At 41.2% G+C, this 26932-nt stretch carries 22 protein-coding genes and 1 pseudogene; 11 read left to right on the top strand and 12 right to left on the bottom strand.

Features of this window, described 5'->3' with window-relative positions; translation table 11 throughout:
• Positions 1–12 precede the first annotated feature (12 nt).
• The 8 genes from H6G92_RS29150 (at position 13) to H6G92_RS29180 (ending at position 12780) form a co-directional block, all read left to right on the top strand.
• Positions 13–591 (top strand): hypothetical protein, encoded by a 579-nt coding sequence (locus tag H6G92_RS29150; RefSeq protein ID WP_199345021.1) that lies wholly within the window; start codon positions 13–15, stop codon positions 589–591.
• On the top strand, positions 588–2411 hold the full coding sequence (locus H6G92_RS29155; RefSeq protein ID WP_190898999.1) for a hypothetical protein: 1824 nt from the start codon (positions 588–590) through the stop codon (positions 2409–2411). The genes H6G92_RS29150 and H6G92_RS29155 overlap by 4 nt, the downstream gene beginning before the upstream one ends.
• A 209-nt stretch (positions 2412–2620) precedes the next feature.
• Entirely contained in the window at positions 2621–3130 is a 510-nt protein-coding gene (locus H6G92_RS29160) for a response regulator (RefSeq protein WP_242059350.1), read from the top strand.
• Entirely contained in the window at positions 3070–3291 is a 222-nt protein-coding gene (locus tag H6G92_RS39760; protein WP_242059351.1) for a response regulator transcription factor, read from the top strand. Before H6G92_RS29160 ends, H6G92_RS39760 begins: the two co-directional genes overlap by 61 nt.
• Positions 3292–3441: 150 nt before the next feature.
• Positions 3442–5424, top strand: coding sequence for a pentapeptide repeat-containing protein (locus tag H6G92_RS29165; protein ID WP_190899001.1), 1983 nt, complete (start codon positions 3442–3444; stop codon positions 5422–5424).
• A gap of 98 nt (positions 5425–5522) precedes the next feature.
• The gene (locus H6G92_RS29170) at positions 5523–7478 is read left to right on the top strand and encodes an NACHT domain-containing protein (RefSeq protein ID WP_190899004.1); all 1956 of its coding nucleotides are present in this window, start codon (positions 5523–5525) and stop codon (positions 7476–7478) included.
• 172 nt (positions 7479–7650) lie between these two features.
• Positions 7651–8085, top strand: coding sequence for a hypothetical protein (locus tag H6G92_RS29175; protein WP_010994163.1), 435 nt, complete (start codon positions 7651–7653; stop codon positions 8083–8085).
• Positions 8086–8097: 12 nt separating this feature from the next.
• Positions 8098–12780, top strand: coding sequence for a hypothetical protein (locus H6G92_RS29180; protein WP_190899006.1), 4683 nt, complete (start codon positions 8098–8100; stop codon positions 12778–12780).
• A 23-nt stretch (positions 12781–12803) separates the two neighbouring features.
• Here H6G92_RS29180 and H6G92_RS29185 read toward each other — a convergent pair.
• A pseudogene (locus H6G92_RS29185) lies at positions 12804–12995 on the bottom strand (tyrosine-type recombinase/integrase); the annotation flags it as partial.
• Between the two features lie 89 nt (positions 12996–13084).
• Positions 13085–14812, bottom strand: a complete 1728-nt coding sequence (locus tag H6G92_RS29190; RefSeq protein WP_190899007.1) for a pentapeptide repeat-containing protein — start codon at positions 14810–14812, stop codon at positions 13085–13087.
• A 527-nt stretch (positions 14813–15339) separates the two neighbouring features.
• On the opposite strand from H6G92_RS29190, the gene H6G92_RS29195 reads away from it, so the two are divergent.
• Positions 15340–15747, top strand: a complete 408-nt coding sequence (locus H6G92_RS29195) for a four helix bundle protein (RefSeq protein ID WP_190899008.1) — start codon at positions 15340–15342, stop codon at positions 15745–15747.
• Positions 15748–15892: 145 nt separating this feature from the next.
• Entirely contained in the window at positions 15893–16885 is a 993-nt protein-coding gene (locus H6G92_RS29200) for a tyrosine-type recombinase/integrase (protein WP_190899009.1), read from the top strand.
• Positions 16886–16973: 88 nt separating this feature from the next.
• On the opposite strand, the gene H6G92_RS29205 is transcribed toward H6G92_RS29200, so the two are convergent.
• The 5 genes from H6G92_RS29205 to H6G92_RS29225 form a co-directional block, all read right to left on the bottom strand.
• Positions 16974–17417 (bottom strand): type II toxin-antitoxin system VapC family toxin, encoded by a 444-nt coding sequence (locus H6G92_RS29205; protein ID WP_190899010.1) that lies wholly within the window; start codon positions 17415–17417, stop codon positions 16974–16976.
• A gap of 2 nt (positions 17418–17419) precedes the next feature.
• Positions 17420–17659 carry a DUF2281 domain-containing protein gene (locus H6G92_RS29210; protein WP_190899011.1) on the bottom strand — a complete coding sequence of 80 codons (240 nt, stop codon included), beginning with the start codon at positions 17657–17659 and terminating at the stop codon, positions 17420–17422.
• 135 nt (positions 17660–17794) lie between these two features.
• Positions 17795–18193 carry a hypothetical protein gene (locus tag H6G92_RS29215; protein ID WP_190899012.1) on the bottom strand — a complete coding sequence of 133 codons (399 nt, stop codon included), beginning with the start codon at positions 18191–18193 and terminating at the stop codon, positions 17795–17797.
• Positions 18190–18783: a ParA family protein gene (locus tag H6G92_RS29220; RefSeq protein ID WP_190899013.1), complete on the bottom strand. Its 594-nt coding sequence runs from the start codon at positions 18781–18783 to the stop codon at positions 18190–18192. Before H6G92_RS29220 ends, H6G92_RS29215 begins: the two co-directional genes overlap by 4 nt.
• 369 nt (positions 18784–19152) lie before the next feature.
• Positions 19153–19758, bottom strand: a complete 606-nt coding sequence (locus H6G92_RS29225) for a GIY-YIG nuclease family protein (protein WP_190899015.1) — start codon at positions 19756–19758, stop codon at positions 19153–19155.
• A gap of 332 nt (positions 19759–20090) precedes the next feature.
• On the opposite strand from H6G92_RS29225, the gene H6G92_RS29230 reads away from it, so the two are divergent.
• Positions 20091–20468, top strand: a complete 378-nt coding sequence (locus H6G92_RS29230; protein ID WP_190899017.1) for a hypothetical protein — start codon at positions 20091–20093, stop codon at positions 20466–20468.
• Between the two features lie 65 nt (positions 20469–20533).
• On the opposite strand, the gene H6G92_RS29235 is transcribed toward H6G92_RS29230, so the two are convergent.
• The 5 genes from H6G92_RS29235 to ltrA form a co-directional block, all read right to left on the bottom strand.
• Complete coding sequence (locus H6G92_RS29235) at positions 20534–21121, bottom strand: hypothetical protein (RefSeq protein ID WP_190899019.1); 588 nt, start codon at positions 21119–21121, stop codon at positions 20534–20536.
• Positions 21122–21391: 270 nt separating this feature from the next.
• Positions 21392–21871 (bottom strand): hypothetical protein, encoded by a 480-nt coding sequence (locus H6G92_RS29240; protein WP_190899021.1) that lies wholly within the window; start codon positions 21869–21871, stop codon positions 21392–21394.
• A gap of 418 nt (positions 21872–22289) precedes the next feature.
• Complete coding sequence (locus tag H6G92_RS29245; protein WP_190899023.1) at positions 22290–24929, bottom strand: MASE1 domain-containing protein; 2640 nt, start codon at positions 24927–24929, stop codon at positions 22290–22292.
• A gap of 88 nt (positions 24930–25017) precedes the next feature.
• Complete coding sequence (locus H6G92_RS38925) at positions 25018–25176, bottom strand: hypothetical protein (protein ID WP_199345022.1); 159 nt, start codon at positions 25174–25176, stop codon at positions 25018–25020.
• Between the two features lie 30 nt (positions 25177–25206).
• Entirely contained in the window at positions 25207–26898 is a 1692-nt protein-coding gene (ltrA, locus tag H6G92_RS29250) for a group II intron reverse transcriptase/maturase (protein WP_199345023.1), read from the bottom strand.
• Positions 26899–26932 lie beyond the last annotated feature (34 nt).

The raw sequence follows: 26932 nt of genomic DNA on the forward strand, positions 1-26932 counted from the left end.
CGCGAGGTAAACATGAATGAAATTGATTCCCTATTATCACAGTTCCAAAACACCAGTGAACAGTCCACACCGTTAATGTGGGGTGAAACTACTTCAGAAAAACCGACCCCAGAGAGCGAAGACGGCGAACGGTTAGAGCAATCCATTCGTGATGTCTTCAGTAACAAGCAACTGCTAAACAAAGCACTGGCTACATTTCTGGGTGTGTTTACTGCCAATGCTGGAGTCAGCCTACTAACAAGTTTGGGAATTTCCGCGATCGCTTCTGGCACTTTAAGCAGCATTGTACTAGGGCTATTTTTCGCTGATACCCTTACTAAAATTCACTATGACGGCAGAATCCACATTGGTAAAGACTTCATGGTAGCCACTGCTCAGACGGTGAGTGTAGGGGCTTCGTTGTGGATTGCCTTTGATGAATATAGGGCAGTGTCAGAAGCAACTAATACAGGTAAGACACGGTTCTATCAGGAGGTTAAAACCTACGAAGTTAAGCCAACTCCCAAGAGTGAAATACCTTGGCTGTGGATTGGGGTAGGTGCTTTTGTGTTGTTGGTGATTGCAGCAATCGTCAGGGGAACAAACCAATGAAACGCAAACAATTTGAAGAATACTTGCGTTCGGGAACAGCCAACAATATTACTGTGGGGGTGCTGGCGGCCATCGGGTTGATTTGTGGGGCAAAGTCATTTACTGGCACTCAAATTAGTTTGGTTGAGTATTGCTTCATCCCCCAAACGCTAAAAAATCCAGTTAACCGTTTGCGGTACTGCACACCTGACAAGCGGTACATTATGCCAGAGTCGGAGTTTTATGCCTCTTCTTATGCACCAGCTAACCCAGAGTTTCAACGTGATAGCTTTCTGCCAACTAAGGCAACCCGTCTAAGAATTATTCCCCCAAGTAACCCAGATAAGCCGCTTTGGGGTCTAGCCGCAGTAGTGGCCACAGGTGGTGCTTTCGCATTGTCTAAGGCTAGGGAATGGCGATTGATGCAGATGTTACCCGAACTGAGGAATGAGCTAAAAGCCAACTGGTTAATCAGCAAGCTCCGGTTCGGCTTGAGACTGCACAAGGAAAGTTACACCGCACAGCTAGACTACGAGTTTCACCAATGGTCTGAGAATCGACGGGTAAGAGCAGCACAATTATCAAAGATGACACCGGAAGAATTAGCCATATTTCAAGAGCAAGTCAGGTTAAAGGCAGAAGCCGAAGCACGGGTGCAACTGCAACAGGCAACTGGACAACCAGCCGCAGCATTACCGGGGCAGTCAATGCAGGATATCGCCAGGGGTGACGATAAAGTAACTGGCTCTGAACAGCAGACATTACAACAAAATACGAATGGTAGCCTTGACCCATCAGAAGCTCTTGCCCTGAATACTTTGCAAGCCCTAGCCAGAGCAGATAGTTCCACTGCTTTAGTTGCCGCACCGGGAAGCGGTAAATCAGTAACCCTCAATTACTTAATTGGGCGGATTTTGGCTGATTCCCCAGAGGCGGACATTTGGGTAATTAGTGCTAAGAATGATAGTTTCTGCGGGTTACGGGAGAAAGAAAGGGTAATTGTCTTTGACGGGGAAAACCCAGATTTAGCCAAAGAGGTAATTGACAACTTTTACCTGAGCTACAAACAGCGTAAGCAACTACCAGAATCAAAGCGCGAATCCTTACCGCCATTGATTTTAATTCTGGATGATTGGTTAGTGATTGCTGACCAATTAAGCAAGCATTACTCTGATTGGAATTATGGGAGTAAATTGCTTGATGTTCTGCTGATTGGTCGAGAGTTTAATACTAAGTTCATTGCCTCCCTACAGTCTTTTAATCTGGCGGCATTGGGCATTGAAAAGATGGATGCTCAAACTCGTCTCTGTCTCAATTTATTGTTGTTAGGTAACAGGTATATCAAGAACGGAAGGGAGCAAGAATCTTATGGGGTGCTGGAGTTGATTTTAAATAGAGGTGACATTATTCCGGGTAAACAAGAGAGAGAACAAATCAAATCTAAGTACTTGGATATTAAAGCAGTCTCTTATCAAAACCTCCGTCCAGTTATGATTGCTTCCGTTGGTGGTTTTGTTGTGGCATTGATGCCTCTCTTATCTAATCAAGTCAATTCAATTGCTTCGGAGCAGGAATATCTAGATAGAGTGTTTGACCTAGAATTTAATTTAAATGCTGCTCATAATGTACATCCCAAACCATTATCTGAAGTAGCTAAAAAGATTTATGAATACTTCCAAAATGTGAAGTCTAAAACACCAAAAACATTACGCGATTTGAAGAAAGCAGACAGGTTATCTGGTTATTCAGAGCCAGAATTAATTGATGGTTTAGCTGAATTAGTTAAGACTGAGAGGGTAAATCCTGATGGGAATGATAGCTACTCTCTGCCTAATTGGTAAACGGATTGCCGTAATGCCGTGGTCATAAAAAGGGATGTCTTACTGGCTTTCCTGAGTGTCCACGGCATACGGCAGCAATCACGGCAATCCATGCCCTCTATAGGTCGTAGCCTACGGCACTGCTACGGCAGCACGGACACCCACGGCAGAAGCATCAATAATAAGTCCGCCAATAAACAGCCATTTATTATTAGAGAATTATCAAAATTATGCTGAAAATAGTAATTGTTGAACCAGAAATATTCACGCTCTTGGGCATCAAAGGCGCTATTTCACAATCTCCAGAGATAGAAGTTATAGGTGATGCGACTTGCGGGAAGATAGGTTTTCAGTTAATTGAACAAACCAACCCTGATGTTGTGTTAGTTGATTTATTATTACCCGACATGAGTGGTTTAGAACTGACTCGCTCAATCAAAAGGAAAACTAATAGTAAAGTGGTAATTTTTACTAATCAGACTCATTCAGACTTTATTAACTCAGCTTTCCGTCATGGGGCTGATTCTTATATGCTCAAAAGTGCTGATATAGAATTGATTGAACTAGCCATCAAGAGAGCTTACTTTGATGAATGCCTGCTTGACCCGATCTGGCTAAAAAACTGTTATAAAGCCTTTATCAAAACAGATATATCGACCCTAGTTTTGCTGACAAAAACTTGTTTGAACCTCCCACTGAGCGACAAATACAAGTCCTGCGATTACTGGCTCAGGGTTTAGTTTTTGAACAGATTGCCAAAGAAATGTTTCTCTCTATTAGTACAGTCAAAAATTATGCCAGTGATTTGTATAGTAAGTGGCACGTCAAGAACCGTTATGAGGCAATAAAAAGAGGGGCGATGCTGGGTTATATTGACTATAACTTGATTGTGAATGAATGATTTATCGGTGAGGAGAGCGAAACAATTAAGTCGGGGATGGAAGCATAAAAACTGGCGTTAAGAAAAAAGAATCGCTTTAAAACTTTGTAATTACGAAATTGTTCATGGTATATCTGTATCCAAAAAGAAATTTGTATACAGCACCCAGCCATGTCCCAGGACTTCTCCGGTCGAAATCTCAGAGGGCGCTCTTTCAAAGGTCAAAACCTTGAGGGTGTAAATTTTAGCGGTGCAGATATTCGAGGGGCAGATTTTACAGGGGCGAATCTCAAAGGTGCAAATTTCAGTCATGCTACTGCTGGGCTGCAAAGGCATTGGGCTATATTTTTAGTCTGTGTATCTTTGTTGTTGTCTGGATTTTCAGGAATTTTGTTAGCCTTCGCTCACGAACTCATAAATATAATATTTGACAGTTCAAGTCAAAAAAATCAGATTGCTGGCTGGGCTGCCTTAATAGTAATAATTGTTGCCTTTATAGTTATTCTTCGCCAAGGATTCAACTCAGCCGTCGTCGGAGCCATCCCCATCACCTTCGCCGCAGCTATTGCTGGAGCCATTGCTGGAGCCAGAACCATCGTCTTCGCCGGAGTCATGACCGGAGTTCTTGTCGGAACCATCGGCATCGCCATTGCCGGAGCCATTGCCGGAGCCATTGTCGATGTCGGAGCCGGATTGATTGTCGTAATCATCGGCACCGCCATTCTCGCAGCCATTGATGATATCACCGCCGCCATCATGTGCGCCGGATGCTTATTCATTTCTTACATTGTTCTCCAAGCAATGGAGGGAGATGAAAAATACTCTTTAATTTGGAATATAGCTGTTGCTTTTGCAGCGAGTGGTGGTACAAGCTTTTACAACGCGGATTTAACTGATGCTAATTTCACCGCAGCGACACTAAAAAGTACAGATTTTAGAAAAGCTAATTTGACTCGCACTTGTTTCAATAAAACTAAAAAACTTGACCTTGTTCGTCCAGGAACAACTTACCTGCAAAAAGCAAAAGTGGTAAACGTGCTAGTTACAGGTCAGGGACAAGACAAGAATTTTGACCGTGACGACTTGCGAGGAGTCAATTTTCAAGAAGCCAATTTGGTAGATGCCAGTTTTATTGGTGCAGATTTGAGCGGGGCTAATTTACAAGATGCAGATTTATCCAGGGCGAAATTAGTACAAACACAACTTAATGGAACAGATTTAACAGGGGCTACTCTCACCGGGGCATACATTCAAGATTGGGGTATTACCACTGACACTAAGTTTGATGGAGTGCGATGTGAATACGTTTATATGCGACTGCCCACAAAAGAAAATCCTGACCCACTTCGCAAACCTGATAACCACAAGGAGGTGTTTGCAGATGGTGAGTTTGGCGATTTTATTCAACCTATTTTCGACACCCTTGACCTCTACCACAACCAAGGTGTTGACCCCAGAGCGATCGCAATTTCCTTTAAGCAGTTAGCAGAGAACCACCCGGAAGCTGAACTAGAAATTGTGGCAATGGAGAAACGGGGACAGGACAAGTTTTTACTTCGTGCCAAAACCGCAGGAACGGCTGACAAGTCGCAACTGAGTGCAGAATATTTTGATAGTTATAATCAGCTTAAAGGTTTACCAGAGAGAGAAATTAAATTACTTTTAGCAGAAAAAGATAATCAAATCCGCAGATTAGAGAATATGGTAATGACGGCACTTGAGCGTCCTAGTTTTTATTCAAACACCCAAATAGAAAAGGTAAATACAATGACTAATAATCCTGGTGGAATTTCTCAAAATGTAAGCGGCGGTAGTGTGAATGGTGGGATGCAAGCAGCACAGGGTAATAATAACGTGCAAACCTCAACCACTTATTCTTCACCAGAACAAAAACAAAACCTTGCAGAAGCCGCAGCCGAAATTCAGCAATTACTAGACCAATTAAGTCAATCTTATCCTACTGAAACAATGTCAGGAAAAATGGCACTGGCAACAGAAGCCACGCAACGCATCGAAAATAACCCAACTTTAATGCAGAAAACAATCAGCGCGTTGAGGGCTGGTGGTACGGCGGCTCTAGAACAAGCCCTTAGCCATCCCGCAGCCAGCTTTGTCATTGCTGCTTTAGATGATTGGAATAAAAACAATCAATAAATTATTAAGTTGAATTAGGAACACTAGACCAATTTAGAACAATCCAAGATTGGTTTGGTGTGAAAAAGCGTTTTATTTACTGCTATCAAATTTTAACTATGGATCAGCCGAAGTCTCCTGACGATAATCAAGTATCTTTGCCTGAAACTGGTATAAGACAGGAGGCTAATAATTCAACGTTCGGTGGTGGACAGCAGGCTGCAATAGGTAATGATAATATCCAAAATCAGGGGAACAATAACTGGTTAGGTAATACCTTAAATTTTTTCTTTGGGCAGCAGATAACGCCAATAGGCAACACGGCTCGACCAAAGAATGAACGGATACTATTAGCCGCAGTCAAGCAAGAAGTTACTGCACGATTAAGGCAATCTCTACACAATGTCGTGTTGATTAATTTAGGGAAGGAGCTGCAACCCCACCAGGTTAAGCCAGATTGGTATTTTGAGATAAAAAGTGGCATAAAGCCTGCTGAACCTCTCCCAGATACCACAACAAATTTAGAAGTTTTTGATTTAAAAGAAATTGCAGGAAAGCTGTTAATACTGGGTGCGCCAGGAGCAGGTAAGACCACCACACAATTAGAACTGGCTCAAGAATTAATTAAACGTGCAGAAGAACAGCCTGAGTATCCCGTTCCTGTTTTATTCAACTTGTCTTCGTGGAAAGATGACCGACAATCTATAACTGATTGGTTAGTGGCTGAACTTAAATCTAAATATGGTGTTTCAACTAAACTTGGTCAAGAGTGGGTAAACAATCATCAATTACTACCAATGCTGGATGGTTTAGATGAACTTGAGCCACAACGCCAAGAACTTTGTGTTGATGCAATTAATCAATTTTTAGCAAGTGAAACTAAACCGCTTTATCTAGTTGTTTGTAGCCGGATTGAGGAATATGGTAACTACACAACTCAGCTACAGCTTAACGGTGCTATCTACTTACAGCCTTTAACCAACAATCAAATTTGTGATTATCTAACCGCTATAAATTGTATAGAACTGTGGTTAACCATCAGTAGCGACTTAGATTTACTAGAGTTAGTAAAGACTCCCTTACTACTTAGCATTACTGTTCTAACGTCTCAAGAAATATCTGTTGAAGAATGGCAGCAGTTAAAGTCTACAGCAGACCGTCGTCAGTATTTGTTTGATGCTTATGTAGGGCGAATGTTGACACGGGGTATTAACAGTAGGGCATATAAAAACAAACCACCTAATGCTAAACGAACCCGAATGTGGCTTGTTTGGTTAGCCCAACAAATGCAGCGAGAATCTAAAACGGAGTTTTTTATTATTGAAGAAATACAGCCTAATTACTTAATGAGCAAAAGTCAACAAAAGAGCTATACTTGGATTTTTGGGTTGATTTTTGGGCTGTTTAATTTGTTGATTTTTGGGCTGCTTAATTTGTTGATTTTTGGGTTGATTTTTGGTCTGATTATTTGTCTAATTGCAGGGCAGGCTGGAGTGCAGTCTCACAAAATAAAATTACATGAAAAAATTTATCTAAGAAAAATAGATAAACAACAGATGATTTTTTGGCTGCTTTTAGGGCTGCTTTTAGGGCTAATGAACAGTGGATATCTTATTACTAGGCTGATTTTAGGGCTGTTTTTAGGGCTGTTTATAGGACTGTTTTCTTGGGTGATTTTTGGGATGATTGGATTTCAGTCTGACCCAGCTATAGAAAATAAAAAATTTACTAATCAAGGTATTTGGACATCTGCTTCCAATGCTGTTTTTTTTGGGTCGATTTTAGGGTTGATTTCTGGGTTGATTTTAGGGCTGAGTAACGGGCTGAGTGGCGGGCTGAGTGGCGGGCTGGGTATAGGGCTGTTTTCTTGGGTAATTTATGGTGGTATAACGTGCCTTCAACACTTCACCCTACGCCTCATCCTCTACTTCAACGGCTACATCCCCTGGAACTATGCCCGTTTCCTTGACTACTGCACCGAGCGATTATTTCTCCAGCGTGTTGGTGGTCGTTACCGCTTCATCCACAAACTACTGCAAGACCACTTCGCCAAAATGGAATTCAAACGAAATTAGGAAGATACAACCAACTCACGCAGGGCGATCGCCAATCCCGTCGCCTTTAAATTTATCGAAGGCTTGAGCCGTGAAAATCTGCGCTTTGATGTAGCTGATACCGTCACTGGATTTGTCTTAGTGAGCTATACTCAATTTTTATTCAAGCATCTAAGTAGACAAGATAAATATAATGACTAATAATCCTGGTGGAATTTCCCAAAATGTAAGCGGCGGTAATGTGTACGGTGGTATGCAAGCGGCGCAGGGCGACAAAAACCAGCAAACAATGGAGACCAATGTAGTCGCATCTGGTGAAAAACAGCTAACTCAGGAAGATGTAATTCGGATGTTAGCGCAGATAGAACAATTAGTAGGTGCAAACCCAGAACTACCAGAAGCAGTTAAAGAAAAGTCACTCAAATATCTAGGAGCCGCTAAAGAAGAAGCTCAAGTTCCTGAACCTGATAAACAGTTGGCATCTGGGAATCTAAAACGGATGGCAGAAACACTGAAAACTACAAGCGAAACTGTAGCATCAACTAAAAACCTTTGGGAGAATGTTAAACCAATTTTGTTGGAACTACCCGGCTGGCTGGGTGTCGCTAAAAGTTTCTTTGGATTCTAGTGAGATAAGCTAATGAATCAGTCAGAGCAACCTGAATCTAGTCCACTACCCTCGTCTGAGCCAAATATTAAGCAGCAGGCTGATAGTTCCATATTAGGTGGTGGAATGCAGGCTGCAATCGGTGATGGTAATTTCCAGATTCAATTTATTTTTCATCCTAATAGTTCTCCAAATTATCAAACCGATTGGATAAAACTTATAGAACAAACAAGAGAAAATCTCACAATAATCCCAGACAGAATTGGTAATAAAATTTTTATTTATCGTCTAGTAGAATTAGAAGCAATAGAAACAGCTTTTGAGAACAACAAGGTAGTTGTTCTTTTGGGGGCTTCAGGCTGTGGAAAAACTGTAATTTCTAAATCTTGGGCTGAAAAAGAACAGAATGCTAACAAAACCATCTGGTGGAAGGCTAGCAGCTTTGATGTTTCAGACTTTTCATCTTTTCAGAATCGTTTAGGGTTATCTTCTCCGCTTCGAGATGTTCTAGCTGCTGTTTCTGCTCCTCTCGTCTATGTGGTAATTGATGGACTAGATCGCATCTTCTCGGAAGCTGCATTTCAGAATTTATCTGTGCTAATTCATACACTTCGACTAAATGTGGAGGACAGCCCTTGGCGACTCCTTATTCCTTGCCAGTTAGAAGAGTGGAACAGAGTTCAAATGCTTTTGGCACGCGCCAATGTCTTGACTGAAGACTGGAAAATGCTTCAAGTTGGCGCTCCTTCTATTAATGACTTTGAACCAGTCTGGGAAACATTTCCTGCTTTGAAACGTTTAAATTTTCAACCTCAACTACAGTCCCTATTGTTCAAGCCAAAAGTCCTTGACTTACTAGCAACAAAATTGTCTACTGGCGGCTCTGTGGATACTACTCAGTGGGTTGGAGAATCTAACTTGATTGAATGGTTTTGGGAGACAGAAGTTTGTAAACAGCCCAATGCTAGAATGCGAGCTGGTCTACTAAAATCATTGGGTGAAAAGCAGGCAGATAATTTGGAATCTGAAACGGCAACGGACGCATTTTCTATTTCTGACTTAGCGCAAGTAGACAGTTTAATTAGAGATCGCCTCTGTCAAGAACGAGAGGAGCGCCTATCTTTTTGTCATGACCTCTATGGTGATTGGGCAAGGCAGCGAGTTCTCTTAGGACAAAAAAACAACCTGCGGGACTATATTAAACATCGAGTCTCTTCTCCTCTTTGGCATCGCGCTGTAAGGCTTTACGGACTTCATCTTCTGGAGAAAAATGAAGATACGGCACAATGGCGCTCTGCGCTGGTTTCTTTATGCGGAGACGATAATACTCCTGATTTAACTTCGGACTTACTCTTGGAAGCGGTTGTTTTCGCTGCCAACCCACTTCCACTTTTAGAGCGTATCTGGGCTGATTTAGCTGCAAACGATGGTTTGTTGTTACGTCGGTTACTAGCCAGGTTCCTTTTCATTGCCACATTACCCAATCCTGCGATTTTGGCTATTGCTTCCCAACTTGATTCAGACTTGGAAACCACGGCCGCTACAATACAGCGGATTCCATACTTTCCCTACTGGGTACCAATACTTCAGTTTCTCCACCGACATTTAACAGATGTCATTGAACTAGCACCTGGATATATTGCAGAGATAGCAAACACATGGCTACGACGATTGGATACAAAATGGCCACTGCGCCGGGAAGCTGCCGAGCTAGCTTTAGCCACTGCTGAACGACTTTTAGAGTCCACAAAATCTGGCAGATTTTTCTATGAGAAAGATGATCTAAGTAAAAAAATTTATCATGCTGCACTTGCAGGAGTTTATGAACTTCCTGACCGTGTAGCCAATTTTGCACTAAAAGCTAGTGCTAGGAAAGAAGTCACAGCACAAAAGACTGAAACAGAAACTCAATCCGAACCTCTTATTAAAAGAATTATTGATGATCCAGAATATGGAACCTATGAATTAGAACTTGATGAATCCTCCTGGTCAAGAATAGATGAGCAGGAAATAGATCCAATAATCTTCAGAAACTTTAGCTGGGAATTCGGAGATGAGGAGGAAGAGGAACCCGTTGCTTGGCCGGATGGCCCAAGTCAGAAAGTACACTCTGCATTTCGCCAGGTCTGCTTAACAACAGATGCTATCTATTCACTAATTATTGCCAACCCAAGCGTTGCACGCGAAGTTCTATTAGCTCTGCTAATAGAAGAACCTCATATCTATCGCAGAGAATCCGGTATTCATAAACAACGATTAGAAATTGTCTATATTCAAGAGTGGGGTTTTCCTCTCTATAATCAAGGGACGTTCTTCTTTTTCCTAAAAAATCAGCCTCAAGAAGGACTAGAATTAATCCTACGTTTAGTTAATTTTGCAACGGAAAGATGGTCAGATAGTTGGCGACGTGAAAACCAAAAAATTCCAGAAGTATTAATAAATGTAGAAAATAATGAATATAAATGGATTGGTAATCAAGAAGTTTACTACTGGTACTGTAACCACCATTTATGCCCATATCCGATAGCCGTAGCCTTAATGGCATTAGAAAAATGGCTTTATGACGAAATTGATGCAAATAAACCGGTGAATGATGTACTTCAGTTAATCCTGCAACGCTCTAATTCTGTAGCATTTGCGGGATTACTAAGTGCATTAGCTCGTAAAGCTCCTTTTCTTTTGCAAGGAGTGCTAAGACTGCTGCTTACAGTTCCTGAATTTCATCTTTGGGAATACCAACATCGACCTTTGTCTGTGCCAGATATAACTGGGATGAGACGTTACTTAGGGCAAAGCGAGGAGATTATCGAGTTAGTTCGTGAGTGGTACGAACTGCCTCATCGAAAGCAGGGATTGCATCAATGGGCACAATACCTTTTCCTAAATACTCTAGAGATGCAGACTTTTTTTGAAGATGCTCGTTCACACTGGCTCAAGCGCCTTCAGGGAAATTCTAAAGAAGACGGACTTAAATGGTTTTTAGAGGAACTTGTTGACAGTTACAACATTGAGAATTACAGAATTCAGAATTACTCTGGGTATGGTGATTTTTGGGTATTTGAATCTCCTAAAAAACCAAACGATAAGGAAAAAGCTATTACACAAGACTCTGAGCGTCGGCTACAACTTTTGTCTTTTCCTTTTCGTTGTCAACAAATCCTCAATGCAGGCCAACCACTACCAGATGAGCAGCTTGAGCAGTCTTGGAATTTCCTTCAACAAATTGCAGGATTTACAACTGTCGAGGATGAGTCTGGATTATATGACATCGAGAACAGCATTTGTGGAGGTATAGCTGTTCTTATTCAGTTTCATTGGAATTGGCTTCAACAATATCCACAGAGAGAAGAATGGTGCTTTGAGCAACTTATCAAGATTATCCACGAACCACCAAAAGCAAACAAATTTGGTTATGAAGAAATTAATTCAGAATGGGAGTGGGACGTTTTCTGTGCCAAAATAATCCCGCTTATTTGGTTTAAGTTTCCAGGCTCTAATAAATGGCGAGAATGTGTAGCGTTGTTGGTTACAAGCTCGCGCTATGCAGTTGTCAGTACTGTCTTTGCTCATGCTGCTAAATTTAGGAGTTCTTTTTATGAAGACTTTAAGCGACTCCAACATCTACTTTTTCGTTGGGCAGCAGTAAGGTGGAAGTGGGATAGCACTCGTTATGGTTTGGAATACTCCTTTGATATTGAGGTTGAACGACATCGAGAAATAAAAGCTTTTCTGGACAAGCTTATTTCTCCTAACCTACCTAGTTGGGAAGAAGTAGCAATCCAGGTTTGGGAAGAACTAGCAGACAAGAAACCTCACCAAAATTACAGCCAACCTGGTCTCTTTGGAGATATTACACCTAACCAATTTCCTAGCTTAAATTTTAGGCTAATTCAAGCCGCTTATACTTGGCTACCTTCACTAGATCAGGCAATCAGCAGAACTGAGCGTCAAGAATGGATTACGTTTTGGAAAGAGGCACTCAAATATTCCCTTCAGATTCCAGAGAAAAACAGAACACTTAGTGGCTGGAATGATTGGCTTTCTCAGCATATTTCTTCCTTAATTTTGCAATTGCCCCCTACAGAAAAACCGGAGGATTTTTGGAAGCCAATCCTTGATTTAGGAATGGAAGAGGATCACTGGATTGAAAAATTTTTGACACAGTGGTTTATTAATGGCCTTAATTCTGAACCTATTTCTGACAGATTTATTAAAGAATGTCATGCAATGGTAGATTTTGCATTCTCATCGCCCAACTGGGAGTTTGACCCAAGACTCCGCCAGTACGGTTTAGAGGAGTTGTGGTGTCATTTAGTTGGCTTAAACTCCAGCATTTACAATATGTGGACAATAGCTCATAAGCCGATTATCAAGCAAATGCATAAAATTTACGAGAAATGGGCTAGACAACACTTGAATAAACCAGGGTGTGCGTTGCAGTTTGTTGCATTTCTGTTGAAGCCATCTGCTGAGGAACTTCGGATCGATAGCCTTTCCTGGCTTTATACTGTTAGTCAATCTAATGAGCAGTTTTGGACTGAGGACAACATTCAAGAAAAGTTAGCATCTCTACTTGACGTTTGTTGGCGATATCAGGAATCAAAGCTACGTCAGCATAATGATTCCTTTAATGCATTTAAAAATATTCTCAAGAAACTTGCTGATTTTCAAAACACACTAGCGTTGGAGATTCAGCAGAGAATTGCTTCTAGTTAAATTAGTTCACTAAGAACTTTTTCTTACTCCGAATTCTTCAACATACCCGTCAACAATTCCGACATCTCCCACAGGTCTTTATTCCGGTTGTCATCATAAATCATCAGCGTTCGCGGGTCAGCATGACGGCTCAACTTCTGCACCTTTCTGATATTCCCATCAGTTGCATCAAGCGCCGCAGTAATCGCCGAGTGCCTAACCCTGTGGGGTGACATGGTGACTGTTTTGAATCGTTCTAAGATATGCGTGCGAGTCGTCCACCTCTGGGATCACTTCAGAATTAAATATTAGATATACTATAAAGCTACTCGTGAGTTGTGCCATCCGGCATGATCGCACCAGTGAGCTTTGCATTTTCCAAGGTAGCTCCACTTAGGTTTGCGTCTTTTAGATTGGCTTTTTCTAGCTTGGCATAACTCAAATTTGATCCACGCAAGTCTGCTCCAGTTAGGTTAGCTCCTATCAGGTTCAATCCATAGAGAGTTGCCCCACAGAGATTTGCTTTACTTAAATTTGCTCCACTGAAGTTAGCGTTAATACTTAAACCAACCAAATTTACCCCACTAAGGTTAGCACCGCTGAAATTTGGAGCATTAAGTTTTGCGTTTTTCAAGTTTGCATGGCACAATTCTGCGGCTGTTAAGTTAGTGCAATTTAAGTCTGCTTGCATCAGGTTGGCTGTATTGAGGTTGGCAGCAGTTAAGTTAGCACTAACCAGCTTTATCTCATTCAATTTTGCTCCACTCATATCCGCTTGAATTAGTTTTGTGTGAGAAAGATTTGCCCTAGTTAAATTCGCTCCACTTAAGTTAGCTTCACTTAAATCTGCACCTTCCAGGCTGGCTGAGTTGATGTTTGCCCATTTTAAGTTTGCTCCAGTTAGGTTAACTTGTTTTAAGTCAGCACCAGCTAAATTAGCATTTGTCAATGATGAACCTGGAGCTATCAAATAGGCATTTTTTTCAGGAACAAAATCTTTAGGAAAGACAGTATTTTCATTGTAAATCGCTTGTTCTAGATTAGCTCCAGTTAGGTTTGCTCCTTCCAAATTTGCTTCCAAAAGATTAGCATTACTTAAATTAGCATTACTCAAGTCAGAGCCATTCAGCTTTGCTTTTCTCAAGTTAGCACCAGTTAAGTTGGCTCCGCTTAAGTTGGCTCCGCTTAAGTTGGCTCCGCTGAGGTTGATATCATAAATATAAGCTCCAGTGAGATTAGCTTTTCTTAGTGTTGCTTTCTCTAGATTTACCGAGGTTAGTTTTATCTTATAAAGGGATGCACCATCTAAGTTGGCTTCACTCAACTTTGTACTAGATAAATTTACCTCACTAAGATTTGATTCAGCTAGATTTGCTTTACTAAAATTCAGGCTGCTGAAATTTTTACCATTCAAATTTATTCTCCTCAGATTCCTCTCACTAAAATCACGTTCTCTAGCATCATATAACCTGAAGAATTCTTCAGAGTTAATAGGTATTTCCTGGACTGACTCCTCGGCTGCATAAATTCTATTGGCTAGCCACATCATTCTCTCAATCTTGAAGTCTTGCTCGTTAAAAGCTCTGCTATTTTGAGCCTGTTCTTCAGCTATATTAATTAGATTATCTTGCTCTGTTTCGGTAAGGCTAGCATTTTCGATAATAGTAGCTGTCTCTGTCAATACTGGTGTTTCTTTTTGCTGCTCAACCCTTTCAAAAAACTTTTTTACTATTTCGTCATCATCAATATTTACTTTCTCAGTAGTTGTTCCCGTAACATCATTATTATTTAAATTATCCAAACTGTTACTCAAACTAGATGAATGATTGAAGTGCTGTTGCAATTCAGCAACTTGTGCAGTTAACTGCGAGATCGCCTCTTCCATACATTGAATCTGCTGTAACTCAGGTCTGTCTTGGAACTCCTGTTTCAAGGCATCAAAATAGTTTTTTAGCCAGACAATATTTTTCCTTCGCAGGTTTTGCTCCGCTTCCAACTGTTCTATCCGTGCAGCTAAAGATGCTAAATCCATTTCTGAGCTAGAGATATTCATCAAATTTATCTTCAACAGTTGTGTAATTGATACTACTGAGTGTTAACTCAGTAGTTTTTGTGCAACCCTACATATAAATATTGCCCGGAATCAAGCCCAAAGTAGCAGCCAATGCTCACTACCGCAAAACTTTGACCCCACTGGAATACAAGCTGCTATTGCTTATGACTATCGACATTCCGGTGAATTTCCTTTTGATATCACAATTGATATCAAAGCCCCACAAAGAGCGATCGGGACTCTCCTGAGTGAGCTTAGGGCAAAACCGCAATTTCCAGATTCATACAGCATTATTACTTAGTCAAATCGTCAGCCCTTACACTGTCATCTAATTTAATTTCTCTTCATTGCCCTCAATCAATGTCAATCAACTGACAATAACTCCCCAACTCCCTTCTCCAGCTGCTTCAAGCAATAGTGCGACAATAGTGATTTTCACACCACTTAGAGCAAAAAATACTATGATTAGGGAGTAGAGAGAGCAGGGGGAGCAGGGGGAGCAGGGGAGGCAGGGGAGGCAGGGGGAGATGAATAAAGAAGCAATTAAAGACCATAAGGATTTAGAAGTCTACAAGATGGCTTTTGACACAGCCATGAAGATTTTTGAAGTATCCAAAAAATTTCCAGTAGAGGAACGATACTCGTTAACTGACCAAATTCGTCGGTCTTCACGGTCTGTGTGTGCCAATTTTGCAGAAGCATGGCGAAAACGTCGATACGAAGCAGCATTTGTAGCAAAACTGAATGACTGTGTTCGCGGAGCGTGTCGTAGACAAGCTGAAGCGGCTGAAACGCAGACATGGATTGAATTTGCTGTTAAATGCAATTACATAAATGTTGAAATCGGTAGAGAACTTTATGGTACTTACAATCGTGTTTTATCTGGTTTGGTGACTATGATTAACAACCCAACACCTTGGTTGATAAAGCGTTAAACCTCCCCTGCCTCCCCTGCCTCCCCTGCCTCCCCTGCTCCCCCTGCCCCCCCTGCTTCCCCTGCTCCCCCTGCCCCCCCTGCTTCCCCTGCTCCCCCTGCCCCCCCTGCTTCCCCTGCTCCCCCTGCCCCCCCTGCTTAAAACCATGACATCGATCCATCCCGAAAACCTAAGCGTTCTCGAAAACTCACTTGCCCTAGCGATCGGCGAGGATTTTTCTTTAGAAAATGACCCCGATGTTATTCAGCAGTTAATTGGGGATAAGCGTAGTGAGAACACTAAGCGCGAATACCAAAAAGATTTAAGAGATTTCTTTCTGTTTGTCGTTAAGAAAGAACCCAGTCGGGATTTGGTTCTAGAGTTTCTGCACTTGGAACAGCGTCATGCCGTCGCTGTAGTTTTGAAATACAAGGCACACCTGATTAAGAAAAAACTGGCTGAAGCTACGGTGAATCGTCGCCTTAGTGCTATCAAGTCAATGGTTGAGATGGGGCGACGGCTGGGAGTCTGCAATTTCTCCCTGGATGATGTCAAAGGTGAAAAGGTCGAAACCTACCGTGACACAATGGGCATTCCAGCCGAGGACTATGCCCTAGTCATAGCTTTAGTTGACCGCAGTACCCTTAAGGGCAAGCGCGATTATGCCATTATGCGGTTACTCTGGGATAATGGCTTGCGTCGTCAGGAGATAGTCAATCTAAATGTGCGTGACTTTAACCCCAAAGAGAAAACTCTTGCAATCCTGGGTAAAGGCAAGGGTAGCCAGAAAGAAATTCTTGACCTATCAGACAGAACCACCGACGCAATCGCCAGTTGGATAAAAGCAAGTAAGAAGAAACGTAGCAATGAACCGCTTTTCACCGTGCTGGCATACCACAAGAATGGATCGAGATTAACCGGGGAGGCAATCAGGCGACTGGTAGATGGGCTATGTAAGCAAGCCGGAATTACTAAGAAGATGTCACCGCATCGTGTCCGCCACAGTGCGATTACTACAGTATTGGATCTGAATAATGGCAACTACCGTGCTACCCAGCGCTTCAGCAGACACGCCCAAGTGCAGACGGTTTTGAAATATGATGATAACCGCCAGCGTTTGCAAAAGCAGATGAGCGATTCAATATCAGAACTTATTTAGGACATAGGGGTAAAGTTAGAATTTAAAGAATTATTAATAGTTGCCTTGGCAGACTACTAGCGAATTAAATAAAATAAAATAAAATAAATCAAATCCAACTTTCTACAGGAAATTCCCTGACTTGACGCATTCTTTTAAAATCACTATCTGATGTAACGAGAATTAATGAATGGCGTAAAGCTGTCGCAGCAATCCACAGGTCATTTTCACCGATGCCAATTTCTTGTAGTTGAGTTGTTTTGCGTTTACTCTTTTCTTTGGCTGCAAATCTTTTAATAATTTCCGACTTGAAATCTCCGTAAATTTCTGCCGTTTCATCATCAATTGGATAAATATCAATTCGGTTGAGAAATGCGTGAATTTTGATGAGATTTGCAGTTTTTTGTTGGGAGTTTTGTGCCATGAATCTGAGTTCACCTGCGACAATAGCACTGGTGGCGAGTGTAACCTTACCTAGTTCCCGAAAGTGATTGACAACTTTTGGTTCACCTTCTATCAAAAAAGTGCAATGATTTGTGTCAAGCAAATACATTCTTAAAATTCCAGTGGCATACGAGTATCATGAACAAGCTGAAGACATTCTCTGATATCATCACCTGACCAAGTTCCTGCAAATTCTAGTAAATCTTCAGCTGTAGAACCACGTAAGTTATTTGTATTTGACTGTTTTGCTGTATGACTGGTTTTGATTTCTCGAATAAAATTAAGTGCTTCTGTTAACAATTCTGGTGGTAAAGTTTCTATTTCTTGGATTAATAATTCTTTGCTAGTCATCTTCTACCTCTAATCATTGTCCTTACTTTCCACATTGTAAACGGTAGGAATAGCGGTTCAGGGGCTGTGCTGCTGACGCACTTTCTCCCGTGCTAGTTCACCTGCACGCTCTCCTCATTCAGCAAAGACTCAATTTTATTCAGAATTTCGCCTTGGCGTAAATTCGTCAATTAGTAAATCTATATTTTCACCTTGCTGCCATTTCACCCAGACAGCCATGAGAAAATCTACCAATTCGCTTTTATCAATCTCTACGCCACGTCTTTTTAGTTTAAGTAACTCTTCCTCTACATCTAAATCTGTTGAGCGTTTCACATAATAGGTGCGCCCAATCCAAGCATCATCAGACCGCTTACCTGTTGCAGGTCTGCCACGTTTACGGGGTTCTTCTTGAATTGGCGCTGTCTTTTGTGGTGTTGGAGTCTGTGTCACGTTACTCTCTGTAGTTGGCTCAGTCGGAAGTTCTGGCTCAATTTGTGCTTCCTCTTTGGTTTCAAATAACTTTTTAAAAGGGCTAGGTTTAGGGTTGCTCATGACAATATCTCCTTACCCACCTCTTGATACTCCCGCCATGCTATTTTGCTGCTGCGGTCTTTTACTTGGTAAACTGGCAGCCCCTCCAGTGCCGCTTTTTCATAAACAGCAAATCGTCTAATCCCATGTTGAAATAGTGGTATTCCCTCTGCCTCTAATGCTTCCCGTGCCTGCTGTCCTGTTAAGCGAGGGGCAGGGGGAATAATTGTGAGCAACACACGATAGCGCGAGCTGCCCAATGATTTAAGTGCGCCTACAGTCTGCAACAGTGCATCCATCGCTAAAGCATCAGGGGTAGTGGGCAAGATTAATAAATTACACCCATCAGCGAGTGCTTCCAAATCTTCGTGGCTTGGTCTAGCGGCTGTGTCAATAACTACATGGTCAAAATTACGGCTGTGCATAGGAGCCTGTAGTAAATCCACAACTTTAAAAGGTAATGCTCCTCGCTTTGCCCATCCTGTAGCACTATGGTTTGGGTCGCCATCAACTAGCAAAGTACTGCCTAGCTGAGATAGAAAGCAAGCAATATGGATGGCGCTTGTCGTTTTAGCGACACCTCCCTTGAAACTGGCAAGGGTGATTATCACGAGATGTACTCCAGTAAATGCTGCTAGTTTACTCTTAAAATGGCGAAAATTTGTATTTCTTTATTTATAGAATGTTCAATTGGCGACAATATAACATTTCGCCAATTCAAAAATATAAAATATCCTAAGTAGCAACCGTCAGCTTGGACGGACTAAACCTGAACAGAAGACAGTTTGACTTTATGCCTAACTGTCATGTTATTTAGCTCTCTGAGGATGGTCTATTAGTTAGTACAGTGTCTGTGAGTTTATTTGCCAGCTACTAAGAGTTGAAACGAAAAATTTAACTTAGGGATAAAACTGTATCAATTGAAGTTTCTAAAATTTAAGGACTTCAAACCCTTGCTGTATCATCCCATTCACGCACTTTTAAATCAATCTACTCACAACATATAAAAATAAAATAATACAAATGACTATTGCTACTAAAAATAAAAAATTATTATTGAAAACTTTACCTAAAACAGTAGGTTCCCTTTTCTTAATTTTCTTCTTCTTGTTTTTCTCCCCGACTATGCCTTGTCTCAAACGATTCTGGGGTTCATATCGTCTGGATATTAAATATTTTGGGATTTCCTCTCTCTCTTGACTTGCACGTTCAATATCTCTAGGAATTATAGGCAAATAAACATTTATTTTTTGATGATTTTGACCGTAAGCCTGATAATTATTATTTGATCTTTGCGCTACATTACTACGCTCCATTAACTGAATAGCTTGTTGCAAATATGCGTTCTTTGTAAATTCAAACCACTCCCTATAAACATTAAATGACTTACAAGCTTGATGAATTTCTTTCTCTACTTTGTAAACGTCAGTAACAAACACATAATGAATGAGTTTCAAAGGGTAGGGACTTTGACGGCTATTCAGTTCTTTTAATCTCTCCTCTGGTGTCCGTGGTGCTACAGTTAGCCCTATTTTGTATCTATATGTGCCTACACTATGAATTAAATAAATGTACCCTGGTTTCATTCTTGTATCTTTATTCGTAGTTCTTCTAAAGCTGCAATCGCGTCTGCAACTGTAAAATCTAGTGAATATTTTACCTTTTTGTAGTCGGTATGCTGTTTTATTTCCTTTAAAATTAATTATAATTGATTAAGTAAATCACTTAGCTTAATGAAATCTTGAGCCATAATTAATCCTTAAAAATAATAGGTTTACCATTGAAGAGTTTGTAAATATCTCTGGTCTTAGCCAACTTGGTAAACTTACCTTGTATTCCTCTAGTTCGTTACCATCTGCATCTACTAGACTAAGGAATATGCTTATACTGACAATTTATTTAATATGAATATAAATATATGGTTCAACGGATTGAAGAAATTTTAGGGAACTCAATTACTGAATATACTCCCAACGCGGTCAAATTTCAGAGTTTATCTTTAGAATCATTAGAGCAAGTTATTCAATCAGGCTATACTACACTAGATACTCATTTTAATGCTGCTCCATCAGTCGGTTCATTTATTGAATTTGGACAACGTTGCAAAATATTAGAAGCGACAGCGATTTTTGATGGTGTAGTCATCAATGATACAGACGGCCCGAATTTGGTGATTGATGCAATTACAGTTAAAGGGGTGAAAGACTTAGACTTTGCAGGTGAATTTGTAAAATTCGTCTGGGGTTGTGATGAATTAGAGATTAATTCTCAACAGTTATATGCTTGGTGGGATTAGCTATTTCCTCATACATAACGTTATATATTGTTGGGAAACAAGTGGACACGGCAAATAGCCACTTATCAAACTTGGTTCTCAGCTAAATTTTTTAATCTCAAAAATTGCTGACGCATCATTAATAAGTCTGCCCACGGCAAAAAATAGCGTATCCATGACCAAAAGCGATTTCTGGGATAGCGAATATTCCCCTTAAGAATAAGGCGACAAGCATTTGCCGTTCTTGGGATTACGATATAGCTTGCAGCGATATCACCAAAAATAGAAATGGCTTGCTCATCATCAGTTACTATCGTCAAATGTTGATTTGGTTCAAACTCAACTAATTTAAAAATGCCCATGATTGTTTGACCAACAGCTAAATTTTCCACACCCGAAAGCAGTTGCTTTGGACTGGGATGAGTGGGAATTGACTCAGCACCATGAAAAAATATTCGTTCGAGGTGGTCAAGCCAGTCATAACTGTAAGAACCTACTTTCAATTGGCATAACCACCGAAATAATACCGGCGCTGGTGCTTGCACATCAATAGCTCGAAAATATGCTTCGTCAGCATTCGACATGTAGCGATCGCAAGGGAAGGACATCAGTCGCTCTTGTGGTGTAGACCCCCAAGTATATGCAATGCCTCGTTCTGGATTAACATTTAGCATCGATCGATTTCAACACATTCACCCTTCAAGCATAGAGGCTTGCTCAGAAGCGATCGCTTCCCAGTAAACCTTAATTTTTCTTAGATTCTAGGGATTCCACGTAATTAGTCATTCGTGGAATAGACTATTGAAAGTGCTTCTATCTCTGCCAATACCTCATGGCAGAGGTAGAAATTATATTGTTCGCGCCGCCCCTGTGTCTTTGAGTATCTGTCAACGATTTTTCATCTGAAGAAGGCGGTTTTCTATTTATTGCCACTAAAGTTGTGTTTATCTGTCTTCATTGAGGTACTTAAGCAGAGTTTCGATTTGCTGAACAGAATAGACGTTAATCGGGAGCATGGGAGTATCAGAGCCAGCAAGGATAGCTATTACTCGATGAGTATTGTAGTCTATACTTTTGAGCTTTTGTATCAGGCGTAAACCCAGAACTGGAGTATTACACCGGGATTTGATAAAAGTTTCAATGTCGGAGCGGAATGTAACTTCGACACCAACCCCACCAGAAAACTTTAGAGCTTCAGAGAAAACAATTCCTGGCTCAACTATAGTTTTAGCTTTTGTCAAGGCGATGAAAAAGGTGGATTTAAAATCATTAGGCATCCTATGCAGTTGGGCTTTTGTGGTTGCCAATGCTTCATCACTGACATATCCAAGGCTAATTTCTGAAGGTATGGGGCATTTTTCTAAATTAACTCGTGAACCGTAGACATCGCCCAAAAGCTGTTTTCTGCGTTTAGCTTCTCCCATACTTCATCCCCTATTATTACCATGAGTGTCTAACTAGAATACTATGTACCAGACGCTAACACAGCCCAATATTGCGAGGCACTGCTTGAGCCACTACCGCCATAAAAATACCCCCTTCTGGGGGCGATTGATGTGGTTGATGTGCCTAAAAGGACACAATCGAATAATTCGAGTTCGCTATAAGGATTTCTGTATATATGCCCATCTTAGAATGAACTGTCGGTGAATGTCTTCGGTGATCGCTGACTCTTCAAAATCGCTTCACAACAACTTTTCAATATTGGTGAAGATGTAATCCTGGTAGTGTAAGAGTTATCACCTGTTTGGGTAACATCAAGCTCGACTCATTTCTCAGCGTTCGCCTAACCTCTATGCCAGTTCCCCCCCCCCGTGGGTATCTTCAGGAATGCCGATAACCCTATAGACATGTAGCTAAAACTTCTGATATTGCTTGAAATAATCTCTCTGTTTCTACAGGCTTAACTAAGTGGATTTGGAATCCGGCAGCTAATGCTTGTTTTTGGTTAATTTCTCCAGCATAAGCTGTGAGTGCGATCGCTGGGATTTTCCCTCCTTTTTCTAACGGCATAGCTCGAATTAATCGCATCAGCATATAACCATCTATTCCTGGCATACCAATATCACTCAATAGTAAATCTACTTTAGTTTTGGCTAAAATTTCTAAAGCCTCACCTGCTGATGCAACCGCTGTCACTTTTGCTCCAGATTGTGCCAATATGTAGGTGAGAAATTCACCTGTATCTAGATCATCATCTACCACTAATATATGCAACCCTGGCAAACTTAAAGCATTATTGGATTGTCGGATTTTTGGTATTATTTGGGCACTATCAGGCATTAATAGTAATCTGACTGTAAATGTTGCCCCCATGCCTTCTCCTGCACTGTCTACTTTCACAGTACCACCATGTAATTCTGTCAGATGCTTAACAATAGCTAGCCCTAAACCTAGCCCTCCAAATTGTCTTGTGGTTGTGCCATCTGCTTGACGGAAATAATCAAATACATAGGGGAGAAATTCTGGGCTAATGCCTTTACCATTATCTTGAACTTGAACTTGGGCATAACTATTAACTTGTTCTAATATGATTTTTATCTTTCCGGCTGAGGGAGTGAATTTAACGGCATTAGAAAGCAGGTTCCAGATAATTTGCTGTAAACGACCTGAATCACCTGCAATCATGCCGATATTATGGTCTAGTACAGTTTCCAGACTAATGTTTTTAGCTTCAATTGCTAGTCTTACAGTTTCCTTGGCTTCTTCAATAGTATTAGCTAAATTCACAGGCTGCATATTTAAAGCCATTTTCCCCTGTTGGATGCGGGAGACATCTAATAAGTCATCAATTAGTTGAATTTGTAATTTAGCATTGCGCTCAATAGTTTCTATTCCCCGTATTTTTCTAGCTTCTTCCAAATTATTCTTTTTCAGCAGCGTTGCCCAACCCAAAATTGGGTTCAGGGGAGTACGCAATTCATGGGAAAGAACTGCTAAGAATTCATCTTTTAAACGATTGGCTTTTTCTGCTTCACTTCTAGCAATCTGCTCACGCATGAGCAGATATTCACGTTCTTGTTCTACGTGTTTGCGTTCAGTGATATCTCTAAAAAATATCCCCAGTCCATCTTCAGCAGGGTAGACGTGAATTTCCAACCACATATCCCACGGTGCGTATAATGCGTGAAAATGAACGGGGATATTTTCTAAAAGCGATCGCTGATATTCTCGCTCAAACTCTGTACCTCTAGCCCCAGTCCACTGTTCCCAGTAATTTTTACCAATCAAGTCTGCTGGTGCTAAATTATGAATTTTTGCCGCTTGGTGATTAGCATAGGTAATCTCCCAATTTCGATTCACGGCAATAAAAGCATCAGTCATGCTTGACAAAATATTACTCAAACGGCTGCGGAGGGCTTGTTCGCGCTTGATTAATTCATCTTTTTCTTGGTGGGATTCTTCTAAGGAAGTATTGGTTTGCGCCAGTGATTTATTGAGTTGGATAAGTTGTTCTGATAATTCAGCACGGGACTGATATTCCCCCAGTCTGACTCTTTCTACTGCTAACTCTACTTGAATTTTTGACCGTTCTGTAATGGCAATGCCCACTAATAAACTAACAATACACTGTACCAATAAACTCAACTTGTGAACGTGCAGTACTTCCGCCTCTAAGGGAAACGTGGACAAGGATATAGCGTTGGGGTATGCAACTAGATAGGAAAACAACGTCACCAGTACACAAAAAGTGGAGGTTAACATCCCACAGGTGACACCAAAGCGAGTTGCTGCCCAAATTACAGGCACAAAACTCAAAAAAGATAATTGCTGAAATCTAAAGCCATTCTGATTAGTTTCGGCAACAGTGATGGTTGCTATTACTACACAAAGCAGTATTATAGTGCTGAATTCTAGTATAAAGCGACGAGAACGTGGAAAAATGGGCGAAACAAATGAAGAGTTTAATGGTTCAGCATTTAATAACCAGCCCTGAGACTGGAGATAAGGGGTGATGACTAACAAGGCAGTAGGTGCAATAGCCATGACTCCCATTGCATTGCCTAACCACCAATGGGGAATATTAGTACCTAAGCTGCTAATAGGCATTTTACCTATTGCGAAAAAAGTTAAGTTACCAATGATCGCCAAGGTAGCACTGGCAATCAGAGGTACACTGACAATAAAAACGGCAGCATCTTTGAGGGTATTTAGTGTTCGAGAACCTCTCCAAAAACGACGGTAAAGCAACCAGGCAACTAGAGGTTCTATCATATCCGCCAAAGCACTTAATCGCTCCCAACCATGAAACCCCCAAGCGGGGGACATCAAAAAAGATGCTAGTCCGGTGAGAATAATACCAAAAGGGCCAAACCAGAAAGTTAAGGCGATCGCTACCCCTGATGGGGGGAACCACAGCGAGACTCCAGGCTGAATGCGGTAAATCAATGCCATCCCATGACCGATGATCAGGGCAAGTAAGCCCAACAGTGAAATCATCACCCATCGACGCATGGTGGCAATTTTCCTGGAGTCTATCATGCGTTGCTCCCATCAAGGTGTATTGAAAACACTAACCATACTATTGTGATCGCTTTTAAAGAAAACCGAAACGCGACAGAAAATCTGTCTATGAAGAAGCGCCAGCTTCAGCCACCGCAGATCCTACATCTGGTTTTACCTCCTTCGCATTAAACTCAGTGAGGCTGTCGCCAACCTCACTGGTCTTCAAAACCGTGCATGAGAGTTTCCAACTCACACGGCTCCTCAGTCGATTGATACCTGTCATGTATACCTCTGGTTGGTTGAGATTTGGCTTCTATTTATAAACCTTCTGTCCGTGAATTTGGTCGTGACAGTGACGGTGTAAAGCCATGAGATTATTGACGTGGTTGTTTGAGGTACAACCGTCCTGATGATGGACTTCAATTAAATCTCCCGATTTGAAGAGCAATCCACAATGTACACAAACTCCTTTCTGGAGTTTAAGTAATTTTGCTACTTTTGGATTTATTTCAGGGTGTTTTCTTAATCGAGTAGTCCAGTATTGCCAATTACCGTCGAATGGGGATGATGAACCTTTGACAATTAAATGTCGGATTTTGGGTGTAGCTGAATGCCTTCCCAGATATAGTCCTTCTGTAGTTGCAAAAGTCCATTTCGCCTTACCAATTTGTCGCCAATACTTATTGACTACTTCCCTGATTCCTATATTTTGATGTCTTCTGATTGCCCATGCCAGCAATTTCTTGTAGATCAGTTCATCCAGCTTACGGAAAGTTTTTCCACTACAAGCAGTTCTATAGTAGTTAGTCCATCCCGTTATCACTGAGTTGAGTCGCTGTATTAAGACATATTGAGGTGTCGAGCGATGTTGATCTACGATTGTGGCTAAGTGTTCATAATGCCTTTGTATGGCTTGGAAGCTAGGTTTTATGATGGTTTTAAACCCTAAAGGTTCGTTCTGGTAATTTCTGGCTGAATTATGTTTATCAGTGTGATATTGCCGGATTTCAAACCCTAAGAAGTCAAAACCTGTTTGATAGCCCTTGCCGGATTCCAGGGAGTGAACAATTTGTGTTTTCTCCCAATTAATTTCCAACCCAATTTGTTTTAACCACTCTTGTGCTACTTGTTGGCACTTTTTGAGAACTTGTACATCTCTATGTAGGATTACAAAGTCATCGGCATACCTAACAACTTCTGGTTTCCAATTGTGTTGGCGTTTACCATTAACGGTAATTGAACCAGGGATAGCTGCCCTCACTGCTGTTTCCAGTCCATGAAGGGCTATATTCGCTAGTAAAGGTGAGATGACACCTCCTTGTGGAGTGCCTTCTTCTGTTGTCAACCAATTGTTTCCATCCTTTACGCCTGCTTTGAGCCATTGACTGAGAATTCGTTTGAGTTTTGGAAATGTCTCAGTTTTTTGGAGCAGTTTCGAGTGGTTAATGCGGTCGAAGCATTTCGATATATCAGCATCCAAAACGTACTTTGGACATTGCTTAATACTCGAAAATATTGCTTGTATTGCATCATGGGCTGAACGTCCGGGTCTAAAACCATAGCTTTTTGCTTCAAACTTAGCTTCCCATTCGGGTTCCATTGCCATTTTGACCAATGCTTGTAATGCCCGGTCATACATGGTTGGTATTCCTAATGGGCGTTTTTCGTTTTTGCCTGGCTTGGGAATCCAAACGCGTCGCGTTGCTTTACCGGAGGGTTTCAATTTCAGGTTATTTACCAGTTTCAAACGCGCTTCTGGGGTTAGAGATTTTACTCCATCCACACCTGCGGTTTTCTTACCTTGATTATCCTGTGTTACCCTTCTTACCGCTAAGTATTTAGCTGCTTTGGAGTGTATTAGAAGACGTTGTAGCCTGTGGATTGCTCGGACATCTCCACGTTGAGAGGCTTGAAATATCCGCTTTTGGAGCTTAAATACTGTCCTTTCTAGCTTACGCCAAGGGATTGTATTCCATCTATACATCGGTGGTGACACCGTGTCCATAACATTTCCACTCTACTTAGTAGCTATTTCTTTC

This window comes from Nostoc foliaceum FACHB-393, from assembly GCF_014698505.1.
GTDB classification, from domain to species: Bacteria; Cyanobacteriota; Cyanobacteriia; order Cyanobacteriales; family Nostocaceae; genus Nostoc; species Nostoc foliaceum_A.

What these genes read in the sequence shown, in the direction of transcription:
- H6G92_RS29150 (WP_199345021.1), top strand. Translation starts at nt 13, where the DNA reads ATGAATGAAATTGATTCCCTATTATCACAGTTCCAAAACACCAGTGAA.
- H6G92_RS29155 (WP_190898999.1), top strand. Translation starts at nt 588, where the DNA reads ATGAAACGCAAACAATTTGAAGAATACTTGCGTTCGGGAACAGCCAAC.
- H6G92_RS29160 (WP_242059350.1), top strand. Translation starts at nt 2,621, where the DNA reads ATGCTGAAAATAGTAATTGTTGAACCAGAAATATTCACGCTCTTGGGC.
- H6G92_RS29165 (WP_190899001.1), top strand. Translation starts at nt 3,442, where the DNA reads ATGTCCCAGGACTTCTCCGGTCGAAATCTCAGAGGGCGCTCTTTCAAA.
- H6G92_RS29170 (WP_190899004.1), top strand. Translation starts at nt 5,523, where the DNA reads ATGGATCAGCCGAAGTCTCCTGACGATAATCAAGTATCTTTGCCTGAA.
- H6G92_RS29175 (WP_010994163.1), top strand. Translation starts at nt 7,651, where the DNA reads ATGACTAATAATCCTGGTGGAATTTCCCAAAATGTAAGCGGCGGTAAT.
- H6G92_RS29180 (WP_190899006.1), top strand. Translation starts at nt 8,098, where the DNA reads ATGAATCAGTCAGAGCAACCTGAATCTAGTCCACTACCCTCGTCTGAG.
- H6G92_RS29190 (WP_190899007.1), bottom strand. Translation starts at nt 14,812, where the DNA reads ATGAATATCTCTAGCTCAGAAATGGATTTAGCATCTTTAGCTGCACGG.
- H6G92_RS29195 (WP_190899008.1), top strand. Translation starts at nt 15,340, where the DNA reads ATGAATAAAGAAGCAATTAAAGACCATAAGGATTTAGAAGTCTACAAG.
- H6G92_RS29200 (WP_190899009.1), top strand. Translation starts at nt 15,893, where the DNA reads ATGACATCGATCCATCCCGAAAACCTAAGCGTTCTCGAAAACTCACTT.
- H6G92_RS29205 (WP_190899010.1), bottom strand. Translation starts at nt 17,417, where the DNA reads ATGTATTTGCTTGACACAAATCATTGCACTTTTTTGATAGAAGGTGAA.
- H6G92_RS29210 (WP_190899011.1), bottom strand. Translation starts at nt 17,659, where the DNA reads ATGACTAGCAAAGAATTATTAATCCAAGAAATAGAAACTTTACCACCA.
- H6G92_RS29215 (WP_190899012.1), bottom strand. Translation starts at nt 18,193, where the DNA reads ATGAGCAACCCTAAACCTAGCCCTTTTAAAAAGTTATTTGAAACCAAA.
- H6G92_RS29225 (WP_190899015.1), bottom strand. Translation starts at nt 19,758, where the DNA reads ATGAAACCAGGGTACATTTATTTAATTCATAGTGTAGGCACATATAGA.
- H6G92_RS29230 (WP_190899017.1), top strand. Translation starts at nt 20,091, where the DNA reads ATGGTTCAACGGATTGAAGAAATTTTAGGGAACTCAATTACTGAATAT.
- H6G92_RS29235 (WP_190899019.1), bottom strand. Translation starts at nt 21,121, where the DNA reads ATGCTAAATGTTAATCCAGAACGAGGCATTGCATATACTTGGGGGTCT.
- H6G92_RS29240 (WP_190899021.1), bottom strand. Translation starts at nt 21,871, where the DNA reads ATGGGAGAAGCTAAACGCAGAAAACAGCTTTTGGGCGATGTCTACGGT.
- H6G92_RS29245 (WP_190899023.1), bottom strand. Translation starts at nt 24,929, where the DNA reads ATGATAGACTCCAGGAAAATTGCCACCATGCGTCGATGGGTGATGATT.
- H6G92_RS38925 (WP_199345022.1), bottom strand. Translation starts at nt 25,176, where the DNA reads ATGACAGGTATCAATCGACTGAGGAGCCGTGTGAGTTGGAAACTCTCA.
- ltrA (WP_199345023.1), bottom strand. Translation starts at nt 26,898, where the DNA reads ATGGACACGGTGTCACCACCGATGTATAGATGGAATACAATCCCTTGG.